The organism is Bradyrhizobium sp. Y36 (assembly GCF_002531575.1).
GTDB lineage: Bacteria > Pseudomonadota > Alphaproteobacteria > Rhizobiales > Xanthobacteraceae > Bradyrhizobium.
In genome coordinates, this window is record NZ_NWTI01000029.1 from 14,869 (window position 1) to 36,208 (window position 21,340).

At 65.5% G+C, this 21,340-nt stretch carries 22 protein-coding genes; 10 read left to right on the top strand and 12 right to left on the bottom strand.

Annotation, left to right across the window (positions count from 1 at the left end; genetic code table 11):
* Positions 1-23 precede the first annotated feature (23 nt).
* From CO669_RS32290 to CO669_RS32300, 3 genes are all read left to right on the top strand, one after another.
* Positions 24-488 (top strand): Lrp/AsnC family transcriptional regulator, encoded by a 465-nt coding sequence (locus tag CO669_RS32290; protein WP_097666408.1) that lies wholly within the window; start codon positions 24-26, stop codon positions 486-488.
* Between the two features lie 42 nt (positions 489-530).
* On the top strand, positions 531-1,694 hold the full coding sequence (locus CO669_RS32295; RefSeq protein WP_097666272.1) for a PLP-dependent cysteine synthase family protein: 1,164 nt from the start codon (positions 531-533) through the stop codon (positions 1,692-1,694).
* Positions 1,695-1,814: 120 nt separating this feature from the next.
* The gene (locus tag CO669_RS32300) at positions 1,815-2,375 is read left to right on the top strand and encodes a carboxymuconolactone decarboxylase family protein (protein ID WP_097666410.1); all 561 of its coding nucleotides are present in this window, start codon (positions 1,815-1,817) and stop codon (positions 2,373-2,375) included.
* A 16-nt stretch (positions 2,376-2,391) separates the two neighbouring features.
* Here CO669_RS32300 and CO669_RS32305 read toward each other — a convergent pair whose 3' ends face one another.
* Together CO669_RS32305 and CO669_RS32310 are read right to left on the bottom strand one after the other, a co-directional pair.
* Positions 2,392-3,972, bottom strand: coding sequence for a sensor domain-containing diguanylate cyclase (locus CO669_RS32305; protein WP_097666274.1), 1,581 nt, complete (start codon positions 3,970-3,972; stop codon positions 2,392-2,394).
* A 207-nt stretch (positions 3,973-4,179) separates the two neighbouring features.
* Positions 4,180-5,052 (bottom strand): hypothetical protein, encoded by an 873-nt coding sequence (locus CO669_RS32310; protein WP_097666276.1) that lies wholly within the window; start codon positions 5,050-5,052, stop codon positions 4,180-4,182.
* Positions 5,053-5,264: 212 nt separating this feature from the next.
* Here CO669_RS32310 and CO669_RS32315 point away from each other — a divergent pair, with 212 nt between their 5' ends.
* Positions 5,265-5,510: a hypothetical protein gene (locus CO669_RS32315; protein ID WP_097666278.1), complete on the top strand. Its 246-nt coding sequence runs from the start codon at positions 5,265-5,267 to the stop codon at positions 5,508-5,510.
* Between the two features lie 6 nt (positions 5,511-5,516).
* Here the strand turns inward: CO669_RS32315 and CO669_RS32320 are convergent, their stop codons facing one another.
* Complete coding sequence (locus tag CO669_RS32320; protein ID WP_097666280.1) at positions 5,517-6,452, bottom strand: alpha/beta hydrolase; 936 nt, start codon at positions 6,450-6,452, stop codon at positions 5,517-5,519.
* 119 nt (positions 6,453-6,571) lie between these two features.
* On the opposite strand from CO669_RS32320, the gene CO669_RS32325 reads away from it, so the two are divergent.
* Positions 6,572-7,459, top strand: coding sequence for a branched-chain amino acid aminotransferase (locus CO669_RS32325; RefSeq protein WP_097666282.1), 888 nt, complete (start codon positions 6,572-6,574; stop codon positions 7,457-7,459).
* Between the two features lie 153 nt (positions 7,460-7,612).
* On the opposite strand, the gene CO669_RS32330 is transcribed toward CO669_RS32325, so the two are convergent.
* Positions 7,613-8,230, bottom strand: a complete 618-nt coding sequence (locus tag CO669_RS32330; protein ID WP_097666284.1) for a class I SAM-dependent methyltransferase — start codon at positions 8,228-8,230, stop codon at positions 7,613-7,615.
* Positions 8,231-8,272: 42 nt separating this feature from the next.
* On the bottom strand, positions 8,273-8,860 hold the full coding sequence (gene phaR / locus CO669_RS32335) for a polyhydroxyalkanoate synthesis repressor PhaR (protein WP_097666286.1): 588 nt from the start codon (positions 8,858-8,860) through the stop codon (positions 8,273-8,275).
* A 313-nt stretch (positions 8,861-9,173) separates the two neighbouring features.
* On the opposite strand from phaR, the gene CO669_RS32340 reads away from it, so the two are divergent.
* The 4 genes from CO669_RS32340 (at position 9,174) to CO669_RS32355 (ending at position 12,663) form a co-directional block, all read left to right on the top strand.
* Positions 9,174-10,352, top strand: coding sequence for an acetyl-CoA C-acetyltransferase (locus tag CO669_RS32340; RefSeq protein WP_097666288.1), 1,179 nt, complete (start codon positions 9,174-9,176; stop codon positions 10,350-10,352).
* Positions 10,353-10,617: 265 nt separating this feature from the next.
* Complete coding sequence (gene phbB / locus CO669_RS32345) at positions 10,618-11,343, top strand: acetoacetyl-CoA reductase (RefSeq protein ID WP_097666290.1); 726 nt, start codon at positions 10,618-10,620, stop codon at positions 11,341-11,343.
* A 169-nt stretch (positions 11,344-11,512) separates the two neighbouring features.
* Complete coding sequence (gene yddG, locus CO669_RS32350; protein ID WP_097666292.1) at positions 11,513-12,382, top strand: aromatic amino acid exporter YddG; 870 nt, start codon at positions 11,513-11,515, stop codon at positions 12,380-12,382.
* Entirely contained in the window at positions 12,379-12,663 is a 285-nt protein-coding gene (locus CO669_RS32355) for a hypothetical protein (protein ID WP_097666294.1), read from the top strand. The genes yddG and CO669_RS32355 overlap by 4 nt, the downstream gene beginning before the upstream one ends.
* A gap of 7 nt (positions 12,664-12,670) precedes the next feature.
* On the opposite strand, the gene CO669_RS32360 is transcribed toward CO669_RS32355, so the two are convergent.
* The 3 genes from CO669_RS32360 to gloB form a co-directional block, all read right to left on the bottom strand.
* On the bottom strand, positions 12,671-13,354 hold the full coding sequence (locus tag CO669_RS32360; protein ID WP_097666412.1) for a flavin reductase family protein: 684 nt from the start codon (positions 13,352-13,354) through the stop codon (positions 12,671-12,673).
* A 177-nt stretch (positions 13,355-13,531) separates the two neighbouring features.
* Entirely contained in the window at positions 13,532-13,954 is a 423-nt protein-coding gene (locus CO669_RS32365; protein WP_097666295.1) for a cupin domain-containing protein, read from the bottom strand.
* A gap of 22 nt (positions 13,955-13,976) precedes the next feature.
* Positions 13,977-14,744, bottom strand: coding sequence for a hydroxyacylglutathione hydrolase (gloB, locus tag CO669_RS32370; RefSeq protein ID WP_097666297.1), 768 nt, complete (start codon positions 14,742-14,744; stop codon positions 13,977-13,979).
* A 108-nt stretch (positions 14,745-14,852) separates the two neighbouring features.
* Here gloB and CO669_RS32375 point away from each other — a divergent pair, with 108 nt between their 5' ends.
* Positions 14,853-15,596 (top strand): methyltransferase domain-containing protein, encoded by a 744-nt coding sequence (locus CO669_RS32375; RefSeq protein WP_097666299.1) that lies wholly within the window; start codon positions 14,853-14,855, stop codon positions 15,594-15,596.
* Positions 15,597-15,654: 58 nt separating this feature from the next.
* Here CO669_RS32375 and CO669_RS32380 read toward each other — a convergent pair whose 3' ends face one another.
* The 4 genes from CO669_RS32380 to ptsP all read right to left on the bottom strand — a co-directional run bounded on the left by CO669_RS32380 (position 15,655) and on the right by ptsP (position 21,200).
* Complete coding sequence (locus tag CO669_RS32380) at positions 15,655-16,434, bottom strand: DUF4167 domain-containing protein (protein ID WP_097666301.1); 780 nt, start codon at positions 16,432-16,434, stop codon at positions 15,655-15,657.
* A gap of 462 nt (positions 16,435-16,896) precedes the next feature.
* A complete protein-coding gene (gene prmC, locus CO669_RS32385; protein WP_097666303.1) occupies positions 16,897-17,781 on the bottom strand; it encodes a peptide chain release factor N(5)-glutamine methyltransferase in 885 nt (294 codons plus the stop codon).
* A gap of 3 nt (positions 17,782-17,784) precedes the next feature.
* Entirely contained in the window at positions 17,785-18,870 is a 1,086-nt protein-coding gene (prfA, locus tag CO669_RS32390) for a peptide chain release factor 1 (protein WP_097666305.1), read from the bottom strand.
* Between the two features lie 62 nt (positions 18,871-18,932).
* The gene (ptsP, locus tag CO669_RS32395) at positions 18,933-21,200 is read right to left on the bottom strand and encodes a phosphoenolpyruvate--protein phosphotransferase (protein WP_097666307.1); all 2,268 of its coding nucleotides are present in this window, start codon (positions 21,198-21,200) and stop codon (positions 18,933-18,935) included.
* Positions 21,201-21,340: the final 140 nt, after the last annotated feature.

Consider the following 21,340-nt stretch of genomic DNA (forward strand, 5'->3'; position numbering starts at 1 on the left):
GCGAACCTATGGAAGCTTCTTTCATGGCTGCCAGGCTTGACCGAACAGACCTTAAGATCTTGAGATTGCTGCAGAATAACGGTCGGCTGAGCAATGCCGAGCTGGCCGCATCGGTCGCCATCAGTCCCGCCACCTGCCATCGCCGCACCCAGCGCCTGTTCGAGGACGGATTCATCGCCGCTGTCCGCGCCATGGTCGCGCCGAAGAAGGTGGCCAAGGGCACGCTGGTGATGGTCGGGGTCGTGCTCGACCGCTCGACGCCGGAGAGCTTCGCGATCTTCGAGCAGGCGATCGCAAAGCTGAAATTCGTGCTCGACTGCCACCTCGTCGCCGGCGACTTCGACTATTTCCTCAAGATCCGGGTCGGCGACATGGAGGATTTCAACCGCATCCATGGCGAGCAGCTCATCGCGCTGCCGGGCGTGCGCCAGACCCGCACCTTCTTCGTGATGAAGGAGGTCGTCGACAACGCGCCGCTGGAGTTTTGAACCACCCTTGATGCGCGATGCGCATCATGAAAGATTCATCCGATGCAGACATTCCCTTTCCGCCACCCCAATCCAGCCGGGCCGACCTACCGGCGCGGCTGGGTGGACGAAGCCGTGGCCGCGATCGAAGCCGACCAGTGCCGCACCGCCGACACGCATCTGATCCGGCTGATCGTGCCGGCGCTGTCAGGCATCGACATCTATCTGAAGGATGAGTCGACCCATCCGACCGGCAGCCTGAAGCATCGCCTGGCGCGCTCGCTGTTCCTCTACGCGCTCTGCAACGGACATATCCGCGAGGGCACGCCCGTGGTCGAGGCCTCCTCGGGATCGACCGCGGTGTCGGAGGCCTATTTCGCCGAGATGATCGGGGTGCCTTTCTATGCCGTGATGCCGCGCACGACCTCGGCGGAGAAGATCGCCGCGATCGAGCATTATGGCGGCAATTGCCACCTGATCGACGACGGCCGTGCGCTGTATGCCGAAGCGGCCGCGCTCGCCACCCGGCTGAACGGCCATTACATGGACCAGTTCACCTTCGCCGAGCGCGCCACCGACTGGCGCGGCAACAACAACATCGCCGAATCGATCTTCAGCCAATTGCAGGGCGAGCCGCGTCCGCTGCCGGACTGGATCGTGATGGGCGCCGGTACCGGCGGCACGTCGGCCACCATCGGCCGCTATTTGCGCTATCGCCAGTATCCGACGCGGCTTTGCGTCGCCGATGTCGAGCATTCCGCCTTCTTCGATTGCTTCCGGACACAGGACCGCTTCCATGTGTGCGAGCGCCCATCGCTGATCGAGGGCGTCGGCCGTCCACGCTGCGAGCCGTCCTTCGTGCCGGGCGTGGTCGACCGCATGATGAAGATCCCGGATGCGGCGACGATCGCGGCAATGAACGTGCTGTCGCGCCGGCTGCGTCGGGCGGTCGGCGGCTCCACCGGCACCAATTTCCTGGCGCTGTGCCGGCTCGCCTCCGAGATGCGCCAGGCGAACGTAACAGGGTCGTTGGTGACGCTGATCTGTGATTCCGGCGAGCGCTACCGGCAGACCTATTATGAGCCGCAGTGGCTGACAGCGCGTGGTCTCGATCCGGCGCCGTTCGAGGCGGACTTGTCGTCATTCCTCGACAGCGGGCAGCCGCTGGCGCTCGATGTTGACGACGTCGTCAACCCGCAGGGCGTGTGCAGCCCACAGGACCCATAGGACTCCTGGCCGACGTCTCCGTGCGATTTCCAAATCGGCGCGGGTCGTCACGGCAACTTCACTTGCCTTGCACGCACGTGCGAGTGACGGTTGTGTCCTCTCAACGAGGAGATCTACGCCGTGCGCCTTCCCATTCTCGATCCCAAGGACCTGACTGCCGAACAGAAGCCGCTCTATGACGACATGCGAGCGGGCATCAAGGACCATTTCAAGGGCTTCGTGAACATGCGCGACGACGGCGCGCTGCTCGGGCCCTGGAATCCCTGGATCCGCGAGCCGCGCTTCGGCAAGCCGGTGTGGGAGCTGGTCAAGGCGATCGCGTCGAACCCGCTGCTGCCGGCGCCGGTGCGCGAGGTCGCGATCCTCGTCACCGGCTCGCATTTCCGCTCCGGCTACGAGCTCTATGCCCATGTGCTGGTCGCCGAGCAGCGCGGCCTGTCCGACGAGAAGCTCGCGACCATCGTCGCCGGACAGCGGCCGGTCGACCTCACCAGGCAGGAGGCCGTCGCCTACGACGTCGCCTCCGCGCTGGTCGGCGGCGGCGTGCTGCCGGAATTGACCTGGCGCGCCGCGGTGAAGGAGTTCGGCGAGCATGGCGCCGCCGAGCTGTCCTATCTCGTCGGCGTCTACTGCATGGTCTCGGTCACGCTCAACACGTTCGACGTGCCGGTGCCCGATTAGAAGCCGCTCTGCGCGGTCACTCCGCTGCTTTGCTTGCAGGCGGCGGGGGCGCGAAGCCGATGCAGCGATTGCGGCCCTCGGCCTTGGCCTGGTAGAGCGCATGATCGGCCGCGCTCATCAGCGCGTCGGTGCCGGACATGCTGACCGCGCCCTCCGCGAGGCCGATGCTCACCGTGACGCCGAACTGAACGTGGCCGGCGGCGATCTGCGCGCTCATCACGCGCTTGCGGATGCGATCGGCCACAGTCCTTGCACGCGACAGGCTGGTCTCGGGCAGCAGAACCGCAAACTCCTCGCCGCCGAGGCGGCCGACGATGTCCGACTTGCGCTTGCCGTCGAGGCACGCCGACGCAACCGCCCTGATCGCAGCGTCGCCCACGGCATGGCCGTAGCGATCGTTGACCGACTTGAAGTGGTCGATGTCGAGCATCAGCACCGAGACGGAGCGATAATAGCGCTGAAACCGGCTCCATTCGGCATCCAGGCACTCGAGAAAATGGCGGCGGTTGTAGAGGCCGGTAAGCGGGTCGGTGGTCGCGAGCGTCTCCAGCATCGCGGCCTTTTCCGTGAGGTCGGTGATGTCGACATAGGTCAGCATGCGGCCGCCATTCGACATCGTGGTGCAATGGGCCCTGATGCGCCGTCCGTCCGGCGTCTGCAGGTCGCGCACGTGATCGCCGGCCTTGACCTCCTGGACGCGGCGCGCCGGGAATCTCGCAAGCTCGGTCGCCGGAAGATTGGGCGCGCTGGCGCGATGCAGCCGCCGCACGAGCGACGAATAGGCGGGCCGACTCGTGGCCTCGGCATCGCTGACCTCCCAGAACCGCCGCATCCGCCGGTTCATGAAGGTGGCCTGCATGTCGGCATCGAGCAGGAGGACGCCGTCCTGAACGTTCTCCAGCGCATCCCGCAGCAGCTTCAGCTCGTCGGAGGCGCGAACGATGTCGGTGACGGGTGCATAGGTCAGCATGCGTCCGCCATCGGGCAACGGCGTGATCTGCACGCGGATGACGTCGCCATTGGTCCGGCGCAGATCCATCGGCGTCGGGTCGCCCGCCTCGATCATGCGGACGCGTTTCTCCACCAGGGCATCGAGCTCGGGATCGGGCACTTCATAGGAGCCGGTGTCGCGACCGTGATGGAGCAAGGTGATGATGGACGGATTGCTGTCGGCGACTTCGTCGGGCAGGCGCCACATCTGGCGGAACGACCGGTTGATCAGCCGCGCCCTGAGGCTGGAGTCGAGCAGCACGATGCCCGTCGGCACATGATCGAGCGCGGCGCGCAGCGCCAGCATCTGGCTGCGCATCAGCGCATCGGACGAGCGCCCGCGCTCCTCGCGGGCCGGTCGTTCGAGGCCCGGCTGCTCGAAGGCGACGCCGACCTGTCGATCCGACCGCCAGATCACGCGGCAGGTCAGAACGTCACGTCCTGCCAGCCTGAGCTGGAAGCGCTCGGGCACGCCGAGGCCGCTTTCCATCTCCAGCGTCGCGGCTTCCTCGGTCAGCCGGCGCACGACGCAATCGATCGTCGACTGGCCGAAATTGAAGAAGATCTTGCCAGCAAGCAACGTCCGTTCCGGAACCAGATGGGACATTCGCGGGCCTCCCAAGCGAATACGATGCGAAAGGTCGGCCCAGTTTCGCTCAAGCTTTCTTGCCGCGGCGTAACTCCATCGAGGTTTTGGGATGAGGATTAACAATCGGTTGACGAGACGCCGGGACGCGGCTGATGGAACACGTGCCTTCCGCCGCGAAGGCTCAGTTCCGCGTTGCCCGGAATCGAAGTCCGGCCCCGCATGCCGTCAGTTGCGCACGGCGTAGAGCGGAGTTCGCAAGGTCAGCTGGTAGGACGGCTTCGGCATCCACGCGATCTGCGCAGTGATACCGAACAGGCGGTTGTCGTTGTCATCCATGCGATCGAGATCGAGCCGCAGGATCGGCTGCGTGAAGGACTCCGCCAGCGTCCGGCCGGCGAGTTGCGCGCCGCCGAACGACTGCACGCCGAGGCGTCCGGTGAACTTCCAGTTGCTCGGCCATTGGTAATAGCCGCCGGCATAGAGGATCGTGTTTGGCCGGATGCTGGCGAACGGGCTGGCGATGGTGGTGTAGGTATGTTGCACGCCGGCCAGCCAGCCCCGCGTCTCGTCCTCGTCGAGCGCGTAGTCGAATTCCAGGATGTTGTTGAACGAGTTCGTCATGCCCTGTTCGTTCGGCACCGACTGCGTCAGGGTCGATTGCAGCGTGATGGTCGGGAACGAGCCGCCATCCTGCCGGTAAAGGTCGGCCTGCACGCCAATGTTCCAGCTCGTGATGTCGAACGTCGACCAGCCGCCGCCGATGTCGGTCGCCGAGCCGGACGCGCCGCCGTAAAGCGAGACGCGGTCGTTGACATCGACGGTCAGCGGCAGATCGACGGCAATCGACTTCGCGGCAGGCACGCCGTTTGACGGTGTCACGCCCCTGCGCACCGCCAGGGCTTCGAGCGCGGTCGACAGCGACGTCGTGCCGAAGCCGAGCCCGAGCGTCCCGGCCGGAATCGACGCGTAGGTCGTGCGCAGATCGACGTAGATGTTCGGGACCGCAGGTTTCGCCGGTGCGTCCTCCTCATCCTCGGCGGCGAAGGCCGCGCCGGCCGAAATCGTCAGGCACGCCAGTCCCATCGCGACTGTGCGCAAGGCTGGACGATGCGGTGGGCGGTGAGGGGACACGTGACAATCCGACGCGTGGGCCGTGCTGGCGAAATCGCGAGCTAGATGGAACGTGATCAATCCCGCGGTCAAGCGCTATCCGCACACCATGGACGGCATCGATGGGCGCGGCTACCTTGCCATGATCGCACTGACTCGCTCGCCGGCCGAGAGCGGCCGGACAATGGAGGACGACTGCCATGACCACGTCACGCCGCATCCTGCTCGCTGGAATGGCGGGACTCGCCGTCGCTCCAACCGCCGTGGCGGCTGCGCCCGCGCCGGTGCCCGACGACGCGACGGTTGCCGAGGAACGCTTCGCGCGCATGATTGCCGCCGCGCATGCGCCCGATGTCGGCTGCGCCCGCCAGGCGGAGCGCTATGCGGACATGCATTGGCCTGACTACGTCACCGCCGCTCGGGCCGTGCTCGACGCGCGCGCGTAATCCGCGCTATTTCTCCACCGCTCGCCGCACCTGCTCGCCGATCTGCGACAGCACCAGCTGCGCTTGCGGCAGGATCGCGCCCATGGCGTGGAAATTGTGAACCATGCCGTCGTGGCAGACATGCTCGACGGCGACGCCTGCGGCGAGCAGCTTGCGGGCATAGGCATTGCCTTCATCGCGCATCGGGTCGTACTCGGCGGTGTGGATGATCGCGGTCGGCAGGCCGGCCACCCGTGTTGCGCGCAGCGGAGACACGCGAGGATCGGCCGTGTCGATGCCCTCAGGCAGATAGTCGGCGAGATCGGCCTCGATCGTGACGCGGTCGATCAGATGGCCCTCGGCAAAAGCTTCGCGTGAGGGCGAGGTTTCCTCGAAATCCAGCACCGGGCAGATCAGACATTGCGCGGCGACGGCAAGGCCTGCGGTCTGTGCCGCTTCCTGGCAGACGATCGCCGCGAGCGTTGCACCGGCGGAATCGCCGCCGACCACCAGACGGTCGGCGTCGATGCCGAGCGATGCGGCCTCGCGCGCGACCCATTCGGTGGCCGTGACCGCGTCTTCGACGGCGGCCGGAAAGGGGTGCTCCGGCGCGAGCCGGTAGTCCACGGAGACGAGGCGGCAGCCGGTGGCATGCGCCAGCGCCGCCGCGATGCGGTCATGCGTGGCAATGCTGCCGGCAACCAGGCCGCCGCCGTGGAAGAACACGAAGCCCGGTGCAACCTCCTCGGCATGTGCAGGCGAGTAGAGGCGGTAGGGCACCTCGCCGGCGCGGCCAGGCAGCATGCCGTCGCGCGTCGTCACGTCAGGCGCATCAGTGCGCGCGAACTGCATCAGCTTCGCCAGCGATTGCCGCCGCGCCTCAACGCTCGGCCGGCCGCGGGCCGGCGGACCAGCCGCGGCCATCATGGTCAACAGGCGCTTTGCGAGCGGATCGAGCGACATGCTGCTTCCTTTTTCCCCTGGCAGGAGAGGGTAACCCACCACGCCCGCGCAGGGAATCCTTTAGATGTTGTGTCCAATAGTGGCGCTATAATACGGCATCACGCCAAGGGAGGCCTGATATGGCCGAGATCAGGAAGCCGATCGAATACTCACCGAGCTGGACCTTCTTCGAGGGCAAATGGCACGACGGCAACGTGCCGATCATGGGCCCGCGCACGCATGCGGCCTGGCTCGGCTCGGTGGTGTTCGACGGGGCGCGCGCCTTCGAGGGTGTCGCGCCCGATCTCGACCGTCACGTCGCGCGCGCCAATCAATCCGCGATCAATTTCGGCCTGAAGCCGGTGGTCGATACCGGCACCTGGCTCGCGCTCGCAACCGAAGGCATCGCGCGCTTTGGGGCGAATGCCGAGCTCTACGTCCGCCCGATGTACTGGGCGCAGAACGGAAGTGGCGGCGGCGTGCTGTTCGATCCCGAAACCACCAATTGGTGTCTGTGCATCTACGAGGCGCCGATGCCCAAACCCGTCGGCAACGCGATCACCCTGTCCCCGTTCCGCCGGCCCACCGCCGAATGCGCGCCGGTCGAGGCGAAGGCGGCCTGCCTCTATCCGAACAATTCGCGCGCGCTCGCGGAAGCCGCCTCCCGCGGCTTCCAGAACGCCTTGATGCTCGACATGCTCGGCAACGTCGCCGAGTTCGGCAATTCCAACGTGTTCATGGCCAAGGACGGCGTGGTCTACACGCCGGTGCCCAACGGCACCTTCCTCAACGGCATCACGCGCCAGCGCGTCATCGGCCTGCTGCGCGGCGACGGCGTCAATGTGGTCGAGAAGACGCTGCGCTACGCCGACTTCCTGGCGGCCGACGAGATCTTCTCCACCGGCAATTTCGCCAAGGTCGCGCCCGTGATCCGCATCGACGAGCGCGAGCTGAAGCCGGGCCCGTTCTACACCAAGGCGCGAAAGCTCTATTGGGACTTTGCGCATGCGGTGAAGCTGGCGGCGTAGGCGCATACGCGCCCGGGAGCCCACTATCATCGTCCGCCTAGTGCGGAATTGCGCACAGGGGCGGACGATCCAGTATTCCAGAGGCCGCAGTGATTGACCCGATGGGCCGCGGCGTACTGGATGCCCCGCCCGCGCGGGGCATGACACCTGTTTCTAACGGCAGCGCTTGAACCGGCTGAACTGAAACGCCTGCGCCGAATCCCACGGCGTGCGGTGCGTTTCGCTACGCGTCTCGATCAGCTCGAACTCCGGCCCGAGCTCCGCTGCGAGGCTGGCGCTGTCATGGCGCTGCACTGGCAGGCCGCTGCACTTCTCCGGACCGTCGGGTGCGAACGTCGCAATGATGACGTGGCCGCCGGGGGCAACCGCAGACCGCAGGCGTTCGACGTAAGCCGCCCTGTCGCGGGGATCGGTCAGGAAGTGAAAGGCGGCGCGATCGTGCCAGACCTCGTAGGTCTTGGCGGGCTGCCATGTCGTGGCGTCGGCGACGATCCAGCTGGTCGTTGACGCGGCGTGGCCAAGGCGCTTCCTGGCAGCATCAAGCGCGTTCGCGGAGAGATCGAGCACGGAGACGTCGCGATATCCGTCCTGCAACAATGCATCGACCAGACGGGACGCGCCGCCGCCGATATCGATGATGGCCGCGTCATGATCTGGACCGGTCGCCCGGATCATTGCGAGCGAGGTCGAGGGGCTATTCTGAAACCAGCTGACCTCGGCCTCGCCCTTGGTGGCGTAGACTTCGTCCCAATGGGAACTTCGGTCGGACATCGCGCATCCTCCGGCTCATTGGGTGCGGAGGTAAAGAGAGACCTATTCGTCCTTCTTCGACATCCGCTCCAGGCGGTCCTGCATTTCCTTCATTTGCTGGCGCAAATCGTCGATGTTGCTGTCCTTCGGCGTTTCCGCATTCGTATCAGGCTCCGACTCGGCGCTCGCCGGGCGTGGCGGGGCGAACGGCTTGAACATCGAGAAGGTCTGCTGGAACAGCTCCATGTTGCGGCGGACCTGTTCTTCCAGGGGAGCAAAAGGAGTGCCGGACAGGGTGTTGGCGATCTGCTTGCGGAACTTCTCTTGCTCCTGGGTCAGGGTCGCGATCGACTGCTCCAGATATTTCGGCACCACCATCTGCATGCTGTCGCCGTAGAAGCGGATGAGCTGGCGCAGGAAAGTGGTTGGCAGCAGGTTCTGGCCGGCCTTGTTCTCCTGCTCGAAGATGATCTGGGCGAGCACGGAGCGGGTGATGTCGTCGCCGGTCTTGGCGTCATAGACCAGGAAATCTTCGCCATCCTTGACCATCGCGGCGAGGTCTTCCAGCGTCACGTAGGTGCTCGTCCCGGTGTTATAGAGCCGGCGGTTCGCGTATTTCTTGATGGTCGTGGGTTGGTCTGATTTCGCCATGGGCTCTCACTTGCAAGCGCGGAGAACGGGAACCGAGCGGGCTATGCCGCAGGGCGGGAAGAGTACGCAACGCAACAAAATAAGCATTTTCAAAGGGCTTACGCTACCGTTTTGTGCGGCACGGTTAATCGCGGAGCAAAATCTTGCTTGCGAAAGCGCCAAGAACGCTATTTTGAATGCGCTGCGGCATGAATTCGGTCGCCGGCCGATTGACATGCCTCAACGACGTTAACAGGATGGCTCACGACACTGGCGAGCCGTTTCTCTAGCTCCGCCTGCCCTTTCAAAGAACCTCAAGCCTCAGGAGATGCCTATGTCAGACGATGTCGTCATCGTCAGCGCCGCCCGCACCCCGGTCGGAAGCTTCAACGGAGCGTTCGCGACCCTTCCCGCCCATGATCTCGGCGCGATCGCCATCAAGGCCGCGCTGGAGCGCGGTGGCATCGAGCCCGGCCGGGTCTCGGAAGTCATCATGGGCCAGATCCTGACCGCTGCCCAGGGCCAGAACCCGGCCCGCCAGGCCTCGATCGGCGCCGGCATCCCGGTGGAGAGCCCGGCCTGGGGCGTCAACCAGCTTTGCGGCTCGGGCCTGCGCACGGTGGCGCTCGGTTATCAGGCGCTGCTCAACGGCGATTCCGAGATCGTGGTTGCCGGCGGCCAGGAATCCATGAGCATGGCCCCGCACGCCCAGTATCTGCGCGGCGGCGTCAAGATGGGTCCCGTCGAGTTCGTCGACACCATGATCAAGGACGGCCTGTGGGATGCCTTCAACGGCTACCACATGGGCAACACCGCCGAGAACGTCGCGCGGCAGTGGCAGATCACCCGTGCCCAGCAGGACGAGTTTGCGGTTGCCTCGCAGCAGAAGGCCGAGGCGGCGCAGAAGGCCGGCAAGTTCAACGACGAGATCGTCCCCGTCACCATCAAGACCCGCAAGGGCGACGTCGTCGTCAGCGCCGACGAATATCCGCGCCATGGCGCAACGCTCGACGCGATGGCCAAGCTCCGTCCCGCTTTCGAGAAGGACGGCACGGTTACCGCGGGCTCGGCCTCCGGCATCAATGACGGCGCTGCCGCCGTGGTGCTGATGACCGCCAAGCAGGCGGCCAAGGAAGGCAAGAAGCCGCTCGCGCGCATCGTGTCCTGGGCGCAGGCCGGCGTCGATCCGAAGATCATGGGCTCGGGTCCGATCCCGGCCTCACGCGCCGCGCTGAAGAAGGCCGGCTGGAACGTCGGCGACCTCGATCTGATCGAGGCCAACGAAGCCTTCGCGGCGCAGGCCTGTGCCGTCAACAAGGACCTCGGCTGGGATACCTCCAGGGTCAACGTCAACGGCGGCGCGATCGCGATCGGTCATCCCGTCGGTGCCTCCGGCGCACGCGTGCTGGTGACCTTGCTGCACGAGATGCAGAAGCGCGATTCGAAGAAGGGCCTTGCCACGCTGTGCATCGGCGGCGGCATGGGTATCGCGATGTGTCTGGCGCGCGACTGAAGGTGACTGACGCGTAGCTGACATGTGGTGTCTCGCGTGCGCTGCACACGTCAGTGAGTGCGTTGCACGCGATTAAAAAGGCAGCGGTTGCAAATCAAATATTCTTCGCAACCCCGCAGGCCTCGACTAAATACAAACGCCCGGCTCAACGCCGGGCGTTTTGTTCTTGATGTCCGTCAAACCAACCGCATAATCCAACGTTAAAAACAATCACTCCAGAAACGTCCGAAGAGTCCAAGGAAGAGTCCAAGGGAAGGAATACGACATGGCACGTGTTGCATTGGTCACGGGTGGTACGCGGGGCATCGGTGCTGCGATCAGCAAGGCGCTGAAGGCGGCTGGATACAAGGTTGCGGCGAGCTATGCCGGCAACGACGCGGCCGCGGAGAAGTTCAAGGCCGAGACCGGCATTGCCGTCTACAAATGGGACGTCAGCAGTTTCGACGCCTGCGCCGAAGGCGTGAAGAAGGTCGAGGCCGATCTCGGGCCGATCGAGGTGCTCGTCAACAATGCCGGCATCACCCGCGACACCGCCTTCCACAAGATGACGCTCGAGCAGTGGAACGCCGTCATCAACACCAATCTCGGCTCGCTCTTCAACATGACCCGCCAGGTCATCGAGGGCATGCGTGCGCGCAAGTTCGGCCGCATCATCTCGATCTCGTCGATCAACGGACAGAAGGGGCAGTTCGGCCAGGTCAACTATTCCGCAGCGAAGGCCGGCGACATCGGCTTCACCAAGGCGCTGGCGCTGGAGAATGCCAAGGGTGGCATCACCGTGAACGCGATCTGCCCCGGCTACATCAACACCGAGATGGTGCAGGCGGTGCCGAAGGACGTTTTGGAGAAGAACGTAATCCCGCAGATCCCGGCCAACCGGCTCGGCGAGCCCGAGGAGATTGCCCGCGCGGTCGTGTTCCTTGCGGCCGACGAGTCCGGTTTCATCACCGGCTCGACGCTGACGGTCAACGGCGGCCAGTACATGGTGTGATGCGATCGCATCACGCCGGCTGATATTTTTCACAGCGTCGTGCCCGGGCTTGTCTCGGGCATTCCCACATGCACTGTCATTCCGGGGCGTCGCGACAGCGGCGAACCCGGAATCTCGAGATTCCGGGTCTGGCGCTATGCGCCATCCCGGAATGACGAGGCCTTCCACAATGACTCCCCGTACCGCCACGCTGATCGGCTTGACCGCGATCCTGATGTGGTCGCTGCTCTCGGTGATGACGGTGGCGACCGGAAAGATCCCGGCGTTTCAGCTTGCTGCGATGACGTTTGCGATCGGCGGTCTGGTCGGCCTGCTCACCTGGATCGGCCGCGGCGATGCGGCGAAGAGCCTCCGTCAGCCGCTCGTCGTCTGGGTCGTCGGCGTCGGCGGCCTGTTCGGCTATCATGCGCTGTATTTTCTCGCGCTCCGCTTCGCGCCGCCGGCCGAAGCCGGCCTTCTGAACTACATGTGGCCGCTGCTGATCGTGCTGTTCTCGTCCTTTCTGCCCGGCGAGCGGCTCGCGCTGCATCACATCGTCGGCGCGGTGCTCGGCCTCGTCGGCACCGTGCTGCTGTTCGCCGGCAACACCAGCGGGTTTGCGCCGGGGGCGGTGCCGGGGTTGATCGCAGCCTTCATCGCCGCGTTCGTCTGGGCGGCCTATTCGGTGCTGTCACGCCGGTTGAAGGCGGTGCCGACCGACGCCGTCGCGGGCTTCTGTCTGGCCACCTCGGGTCTTGCCGCACTGATGCATGGCCTGCTCGAGACCACGGTCTGGCCGGAGACGACGCTGCAATGGCTCGCGGTGATCGCGCTCGGCATCGGCCCCGTCGGCGCCGCGTTCTACGCCTGGGACATCGGCATGAAGCGCGGCGACATCCGCGTGCTCGGCGCCGCCTCCTACGCGACGCCGCTGCTCTCGACCGGCTTTCTCATCGCCGCGGGTTTCGCCAAGGCCAGTGCCAACATCGCGCTCGCGGCGATCCTGATCGCCGGCGGCGGCCTGATCGCGGCCAAGGACATGGTGCTGCGGAAGCGATGATCCGTCCGTTCGCCATCTCGCTGCTGTTGATGGCTGACCTCGCCTGCTCGGGCGCCGTGGCACAGGTCGCAGCGAAGCCCGAGACATTCACCGGCATCAACCGGAAGGAAAGCGTGCGCGGCCGTCCCGAGACCGCCACGGTCTCTGACGGAAAATCCTTCGTTCAGCTGACTGAGCGGGACTATCGGGCAGGCGGCTTTCGGCCGCCTTACGAGACGCTTCCCACGATCGTCGTGCGACGATTGCCCGTGCGGAGCCGCGCTCCGGCCAGTCACGACTGATCTGCAGCTAAGGCGCCGGCTGCCAGCCCGGCGGCCGGTACATCGCTTCGGGAATCTGTCCGAGCTCGGAGCGCTGCAGGCGCTGCGGCGTCAGGCCGTAGAATTCCTGGAAGCTGAGGATCAGCGGGCGCCATTTGTCGGGATCGATGCGGTTGGGCGCGCCCTCCATCATGATCTCGGGGTGGGCATGCACGCGCGTGATGCGGAGCTCGATCGCAGCCAGATTGCCGCGCCAGACCGCATCGTCCTGCGCCATCTCGTGCACGTGAGCGACCTTCGCTTCCATCTGCACCGGGCACTCGGCAGCGCGCGGAGCGCTGACCGTTTCGCCGAGTTGCGCCCTCAGGCCACTGAGGCCGAACTTGTCCTTCTCGTGCCGGTAACCGCGATGGCGCTTTCCGGGCGGCACGGGATCCGAGCCCGTGGTGCGGGCGAGGCGGTCAACCGCGGCGACGAGATCGGCCGACGGCAGATTGAGTACGCATTCGCCGGTGCGAATCATGTTCTCGGTGGTTTTGGAATTGCGGGCGAGCCCGAGCATGCAGCGCCATCCGACCCACCAAGCCGAGGACATCGGCGCGAGATTGTACGAGCCATCCTCATTGGTCGTCCCGATCAGGACGACGGGCGTTCCGAAATACAAAATGGCGGGGTCGATCTGGACGGCCGAAGGACCGAGTGTTCCGTGCATCATGCGCTCCTCTTGGTTGGATGCGCTGTGCTAGAGCGGGAAGCGGACCGAACCCACCCGATTCCGGATTGCGACCCTAAAGCGAGATGAGATCTGGATGAATCGTCATCGCGCTTTAGGTTGTTGTTTGCGCATGATCTTTCCGGAAAACCGCTTCGCACTTTTCCGGATCATGCTTTAGGGCTCCCAGCCCTTCGGTGCGAGCTCGAAGCCTGCGAACTCGAACGCAGGTGCCACGGTGCAGCCGACCAGCGTCCACTCGCCGGTGGTTTCCGCCATCTGCCAGGCCTGTGCCGGCACGATCGCCTGCGGCCGTTCGCCATTGGCGAGGTCGGTGCCCAGCCGCACCTCGTGCTGCGAGCAGCCGTCATGGGCGATGCGCAGCATCAAGGGGCTGCCGGCGTAATAGTGCCACGTCTCGACCGCATCGACGCGATGCCAGTGCGAACGCTCGCCGCGCGCGAGCAGGAAGTAGATCAAGGTCGAGCGCGAACGCCCGTTGGCGTCCGTGGCCTGATCGCGAAACGTCTCGCGGTAGTGACCGCCCTCGGGATGGGGCCGCAATTCGAGGCGCACGATGATCTCGGCTGCAGTCGGCATTGATCCCGTCGAGGCCTTGTTTTCAGGACTTGTTCTTGCGCTCGCGCAGCTCGCCGAACACCGCGGCGGCGTCCGCGCCCTTCATGTGCAGCTTGGCTGCGACCTGCGGTTCGTCGGCACGCAGGAACACGTTGGCCCGCTTCTCGTCGCCGAGCAGCGTGGGAATGGTCGGCTTGTTTTCGGCCCGCAGCTTCGCCACCTCGGCCGCGCGCGTCTGCAGCGCCGCATTGTCGGGCTCGACGGTGAGGGCGAACTTGACGTTGGACGCCGTGTATTCGTGGCCGCAATAGAGCTTGAAGTCGTCGGGCAGGGCACGCAGCTTCAGAAGCGAATCCCACATCATCGGGTAGGTACCCTCGAACACGCGTCCGCAGCCGATCGAGAACAGCGTGTCGGCAGCGAACACCGTTTTCTCGTTGTCGAACACGTAGGAGACGTGGTCGAGCGTATGGCCGGGCGTCTCCAGCACGCGCGCCAGCAGATTGCCGATCTTGACCACGTCGGCATTGGCGACGCGCAAATCGACGTTCGAAATCGCGGTGGTCTTGTCGTGCGGCGCGACGACGCGGCAATTGTATTTTTGCTTGAGCTCGGCAACCCCGCCGACATGATCGCCGTGGTGATGGGTGATCAGGATGTCGGTGAGCTGCCAGCCCTCGCGCTCCAGCGCCTGCAGGATCGGGCCGGCCTCCGGCGCGTCGATCGACGCCGTCGCCTTGGTTTCCACATCGTGGATCAGATAGCCGAAATTGTCGCTTAAACAGGTGAAAGTACGAATTTCGGCGGCCATGTCATCTCCATCGCGCTCAGCCCCGCCAGACAAATATGGCGTTAACGTTGCGCAGGCAATGCAATATTCCGCGCGCGGGCGCTGCCCGGCGCATGTTAGGTTGGGGGCATGACAATCGACGTCGTCGACCTCCGCGAGTTCTATTCCCGCCGCCTCGGGATCGTGGCGCGGCAAATGATCAACCGCGGCATCAGGGAGCGCTGGCCGGGCGCGCAAGGCCAGCGCGTGCTCGGCATCGGCTATCCCACGCCCTATCTGGGGTTGTTCCGGGAGGATGCCGAGCGCTGCATCGCGTTCATGCCGGCGGCCCAGGGCGTCCTGAAATGGCCGACGGGGCGGCCGGCGCTGGCCTCGCTGGTCGACGAATTCTCGCTGCCGCTTCCCGACGCCGCGGTCGACCGCATCCTGCTGATCCATGCGCTGGAGATGTCGGACGATCCGGCCGCGCTGTTGCGCGAGGTCTGGCGCGTGCTGTCGCCCTCGGGCCGCGTGATCGCGGTGATCCCGAATCGGCGCGGGGTGTGGACCCGCACCGACAGCACGCCATTCGGTCACGGCCGGCCGTATTCACGCTCGCAGATCACCGACCTCTTGCGCCAGACATGGTTCACGCCGACCGCGTGGGGCGAGGCGCTGTTCATGCCGCCCTATGCCGGCGGCTGGGTGCTGAAATCGGCGCAGATGTGGGAGCGTGCCGGCGCGGCGCTGTCGCTGCCCTTTGCCGGCGTGCACATCGTCGAGGCCACCAAGCAGGTCTATCGCGCAATTCCCGCCAAGCGCGAACGGGCGCGGCTGATTCCGTCGCTGGCAAAGCCGGTGCTGGTGCCGTCCTCGACGGTGACACGCAGCTGAAAACAAAACGTCCCGGCGCGAGGCCGGGACGGTTGCAGTCCACATCATCGGAACGAGCTTACTCGCCAGGTGCGAGATCGTCGCTCGAGGCGGCCGGAGCTGCCTCGCGCTCGGGGCGCGGGCCATGCGGCCGGCGCCGCCGTCGCGGATAGCGCTCGCCAGCGCCAGCACCACCCTCGAATCCGGGCTGATTGCCATTGGCCCCGTTGTTCGCTTGAGGCTGCGCGCCGGTGATGAAGGACGGCAGGCGATCGACGCTGCCGGCGTCGCCGATGACGGGCTGCGGCTGGTTCGCAGGCTGCGGCTGATATTGCGGTTGGGGCTGAAATTGCGGCTGCGGGCGATGGTCGCGTTCGCGATGCTCGCGCGGCTGCTGGTTGTCGCGCTGCTGATGGTCACGCTGGTGATGCTCGCGCTGGCCGTCGCGGTCGCGCATGAAGGGCGGCTGCTGCTGCGGCTGCGGGACGAAGCCCGGCTCCTGGCCGAAATTCGAGAAATTCTCGCCGTCGTCTTCGCCGTCGTCGCTATGGCTGCTGACGGGTTCGTCACCGCGCGGCTGCTGGTTCTGGCGGAACTGCTCCTGGGCGGCCGCGATCAGGCGGAAATAATGCTCGGCATGCTGGTAGTAGTTCTCGGCCGCAACGGGGTCGCCGGAGGAGCGCGCGTCGCGTGCGAGCTGCAGATATTTTTCAGCGATGTGCGAGGCGGTGCCGCGGATCTTGATGTCGGGTCCGTTGGACTCGTAGACCCGGGTCATCGGGTTCTGGCTGCGCCGGTTGTTGTTGTTATTGTTGTTGTTGCGGTTGCGCATCCGCTGCTTGTTCTGACCGTTTCTCATGTCCTGCCTTTAATTCCAGCCCTAAAGGTTGCACGCATTACTGATAGCTAGGAGTGACCTGGCGACAGCGGTTCACATCGCTCGCGCGCACCGCGCGCAAGAGCGGATTGATCCCTGCCGATGTTCGTCGACCGTCGCGCTCAACAAAGACGCGTTCCCCACCCGCCAGCACTGATCGCCAGCGAACCCATTCATTTTGCCTGCCGAAACAGGCCCAGCGTTGTTGCGTAAGTCTTCAAGCGCAATATCAGGCTTTCGTTCGCTTTGCGGTCGGAGAGCAGCGCAGCTCCAATGGCCATCGCGCTCAACAGGACCTGCGGCTTGGAACCATTAATCAGTAAAGCTCTCGCCCGAGAGCCCGGCTTTCGCCCGTAGGTCTACGGGGCCGGCACCGATCTGTTGATCGGAACGTAGTCGTTCCCAAGGGATATTCCAAGAGCTTTTTGCAGGCCAATCCGGCTTTTATGGGGGCATTTTTCGGGCCGAAACGGCCCGCGGAATGCCCGCCAGGTCGGCCTTGGGTGGCCTGTCCAGCGTCAACGCGCCCGCAATCATCAAGGTTTCAATATTTCGGGCCTGGCCCTGGCCGGCCTCGACGATCAGTGCACCGCCGCTGGCGAGACGTTCGCTCGCCTGCGGAATCAGGGCACGGTAGGCGTCATAGCCGTCATTGCCCCCGTCGAGCGCCAGATGCGGATCGTGCTCGCGCACCTCGATGCTCAATGTCGGGATTTCGGCCGAGGGAATATAGGGCGGGTTCGACACGATGAGATCGAACGGGCCGCGCAGCGCCGACGCATAGGAGCAGGCGACGAAAGCGGCGCGGCCGGCAAGGCCGAGAGCGGCAGCATTGTCTCGCGCCGTGCCGAGGGCGGTGAGGCTGAGATCGGTGCCGACGCCGAAAGCATCGGGAATTTCGTGCAACAGCGCGAGCAGGATTGCGCCGGAGCCGGTGCCGATATCGGCGATTCGCGGTGACCGTCCCGATATCGCGAGCCCGCGGAAAATCTCGAGCGCCAGCTCGACGACGGTCTCGGTGTCGGGGCGCGGGACCAGAGTTGCGTCCGACAGACGAAACGGCAGGCCCCAGAATTCCTTCGTCCCGAGAATCCGCGCCACCGGTTCGCCGGCGATCCGGCGCTGCGCGTATTGCGCAAGCCGCAACGCCTCGGCGTCGGTGAGCGGCCGGGTGGCCTGTGTGATCAGGCCGGTCAGGTCGAGGCCGAGGGCCGCACCGAGCAGGATACGCGCATCGTGCTCGGCGTCATCGAGCCGTGCCGATCTCAGTTGCGCAGCGAGCGCGCGCCGTGCCCGCTCGATGGATTGTCCGGCGAAGGGATTGCCCACGCGTCAGGCCGCCGCGCCCTGTGCGGCGAGCTGGGCGGCCTGGTGCTCGGTGGTCAGCGCGTCGGTCAATTCGCCCAGTGCTTCGCCGGCGATCACCTGCGGCAGCTTGTAGAGCGTCAGGTTGATGCGATGGTCGGTGACGCGCCCTTGCGGGAAATTGTAAGTGCGGATGCGCTCGCTGCGGTCGCCGGAGCCGACCTTCTCCTTGCGCTCGGCCGAGCGCGCGGCGTCGACGCGCTGGCGCTCGGCGTCGTAGATGCGCGAGCGCAAAATGTTCATGGCGGAGGCGCGGTTCTTGTGCTGCGAGCGGCTGTCCTGCATCATCACCACGATGCCGGTCGGGATGTGGGTGATGCGGATCGCCGATTCCGTCTTGTTGACGTGCTGGCCGCCGGCGCCTTGCGCGCGCATGGTCTCAATGCGCAGATCGTCGTTCTTGATCTCGACGTCGACATCCTCGACCTCGGGCAGCACGGCGACCGTCGCGGCGGAGGTGTGGATGCGGCCTTGCGTCTCGGTGTCGGGCACGCGCTGCACGCGGTGCACGCCGGATTCGAATTTCAGCTTGGAGAAGGCGCCGCGGCCCTGCACCTCCGCGATGATTTCCTTGTAGCCGCCGACGGTGCCTTCGCTGGCCGAGATCACCTCGACCTTCCAGCCCTGCAGGGCAGCGAAGCGCTCGTACATCCGGAACAGATCACCGGCGAACAGCGAGGCCTCGTCGCCGCCGGTGCCGGCGCGGATTTCCAGCACCACGTTGCGATCGTCCATGGCGTCCTTGGGCAGCAGCGCAACGCGAATCTTCTGCACCAGCTCTTCGATTTTCGGCGTCAGCTCGCCACGCTCGGCCTCCGCCATGCCGCGCATTTCCGCATCGGTTGCGGGATCGGCGATCAGCGCCTCGGTGTCGGCGAGCTCCTTGACGGCGGAACGGTAGGTCTTCACCGCTTCGATCAGCGGCGTGAGCTCGGCGAGCTCGCGCGTGATCTGGACGTAGCGTTCGGAGGCGAGCTGCCCCAGCGATTCGGCCTCGAGCGAGGCATGATGGGCGAGCAAAACGTCCAGCTTGGCTTCGGGGAGTGACGACATTGGTTCAGTCTCAAAGGGGGGCGGACGAAGGCGAGGGCAGCGGAGAAGGGGCGGATGGCCCGCTACAACGCCAATCCTTCGGCCTCGGCAAATTCCGTCAGCTTCTGCCGGATCGAGACGCTGCCCGCCGGCGCGTCCAGCAGCGGGCCGAGCATGGCTTCGGCCTTCTTGGCATCGAGATCGATGACCATGGCCTTGACCGGGCCGAGTGCGGTCGCCGAAAGCGATAGCGAGCGGTAGCCCAGCGCGATCAGCGCCAGCGCACCGATCGGCTTCGACGCCATCTCGCCGCAGAGCGAGAGCGACTTCTTGGCCTCCTGGCACTTGCGCGAGATCTCGCGCAGCGCGCGCAGGATCGGCGCCGACATGGTGTCGAAGCGCTCGGAGACCTTGGCATTGCCGCGGTCGACCGCGAACAGGAACTGAAACAGATCGTTGGAACCGACCGAGATGAAGTCGACCTTCCGCAGCAGCTCGTCGAGCTGATAGAGCAGCGCGGGGACCTCGACCATGGTGCCGATGTCGATTCTTTCAGGCAGCGTGTGGCCGTGCTGGCGCAGATAAGTGAGCTCGCGCTCCACCAGTGCCTTGGCCGAATCGAATTCGGCAACCTCCGAGATCATCGGGAACATGATGCGCAGCGCGCGGCCGCCGCCGGCGCGCAGCAGCGCGCGGATCTGGCCGCGCAACAGGCCGGGACGGTCCAGCCCGAGCCGGATCGCGCGCCAGCCGAGCGCGGGATTTTCCTCGATCACGGCTTCCATATAGGGCAGCGCCTTGTCGCCGCCGATGTCGAGTGTGCGGAAGGTGACGGGCTTGGTGCCGGCGGCGTCGAGCACGGTGCGATAGAGCGCCAGCTGGTCGCTGGTGCGCGGCAGGCTCTGGCCCACCATGAATTGCAGCTCGGTGCGGAACAGGCCGATGCCGGCGCTGCCGGTGTCCTCGATATGCGGCAGGTCGATGGCAAGACCTGCGTTGATCATCAGCTCGACCTTCTGGCCGTCCCTGGTGACGCAGGGCCGGTCGCGCAGCGCCAGATATTGCGCCTGGCGGCGGGCGCGGAAGCGCACGCGTTCGGCGAAGGCCGCCTCGACTTCCTGCGAGGGGCGCACATAGATCGAGCCGGATGTGCCGTCGACGATGATGGCATCGCCGGGATCGGCGATACCGGGCGCGTTCGGGACTTCGCCGACCGCCGGGATGCCGAGCGCGCGCGCCACGATCGAGACGTGGGAATTGGCGGTACCCTCTTCCAGCACGATGCCGCGCAGGCGCTTGCGGTCGTAGTCGAGCAGCGCCGCCGGGCCCATCGCGCGCGCGATGACGATGGCGTTGTCGGGCAGTTGCTCACGTGACGGCGCGTGGTCCTGGCCGACCAGCTGCCGCATCAGGCGGTAGCCGAGATCCTCCAGATCGTGCAGCCGGTCGCGCAAATAAGGATCGGTCGAGCGCAGCATGCGCGCGCGGGTGTCGGACTGCACGCGCTCGACGGCGGCTTCCGCGGTGAGGCCGGTGGCGACAGCCTCGTGCAGCTTGTGCGACCAGCCCTGGTCGTTGGCGAACATGCGGTAGGCTTCCAGCACCTCGCGATGCTCGCCGCCCTCGGCGACGTCGCCACGCTCCAGCATGCGATCGAGATCGGCGCGCAGCTTGGCGAGCGCGGTGTCGAGCCGCTTGATTTCCTTCGGCAGGTCCTCGGCGATGTAGTCCTTGATGACGACGCGCGGCTCGTGCAGCACGACATGGCCGAGCGCGATGCCCTCCGACAGGATGGCGCCGACCTTCTGCGCGGAATGGCGCGCGGCCGGCTCCTGGCCCGGCTGGGCCAGCGCGGACAGCTCGCCGGAGGCGATCAGCTCGGCCAGCACCATCGCGGTGGTCTGCAGCGCCTCGAGCTCCTCCTCGACATAATTGCGCTTGGCGCGGTTCTGCACCACCAGCACGCCGAGCGTGTTGCCGGCCCGCAGGATCGGCACGCCGAGGAAGGAATGGTAGATTTCTTCGCCGGTCTCGGGGCGGAACGAGAAGGCGGGGTGGCTCTGCGCGTCGCTCAGATTGAGCGGCGTCGCCTCGCTGGCGACGAGGCCGACCAGGCCCTCATGGGCGCTCAGCACGGTGTGGTGCACCGCCTCGCGGTTGAGGCCTTCGGTGGCATAGAGCTCGAGCGTGTTGTCGATGCGCAGCACATAGACCGAGCACACCTCGGCCACCATGTTGGCGGCGATCAGCACCACGATCTTGTCCAGCCGCTCCTGGGCCGAGACCTGCTCCGCCATGGTCTCGCGGAGCCGTCTCAACAAGACGCGGGGACCTCCCGACGTGCTCCGCATGAACCGTCAATCTCCTCCGTCTGCCGGGCCCGGCGGTATCAGCCGGCGGCTGGCCCAAAATTCCAGAAAAACAATCAAATTGTTCGTCCGACGCAGGCGCAAACCCAAATCTTCTTGAAAATTTAGTGCTTGCACCGAAT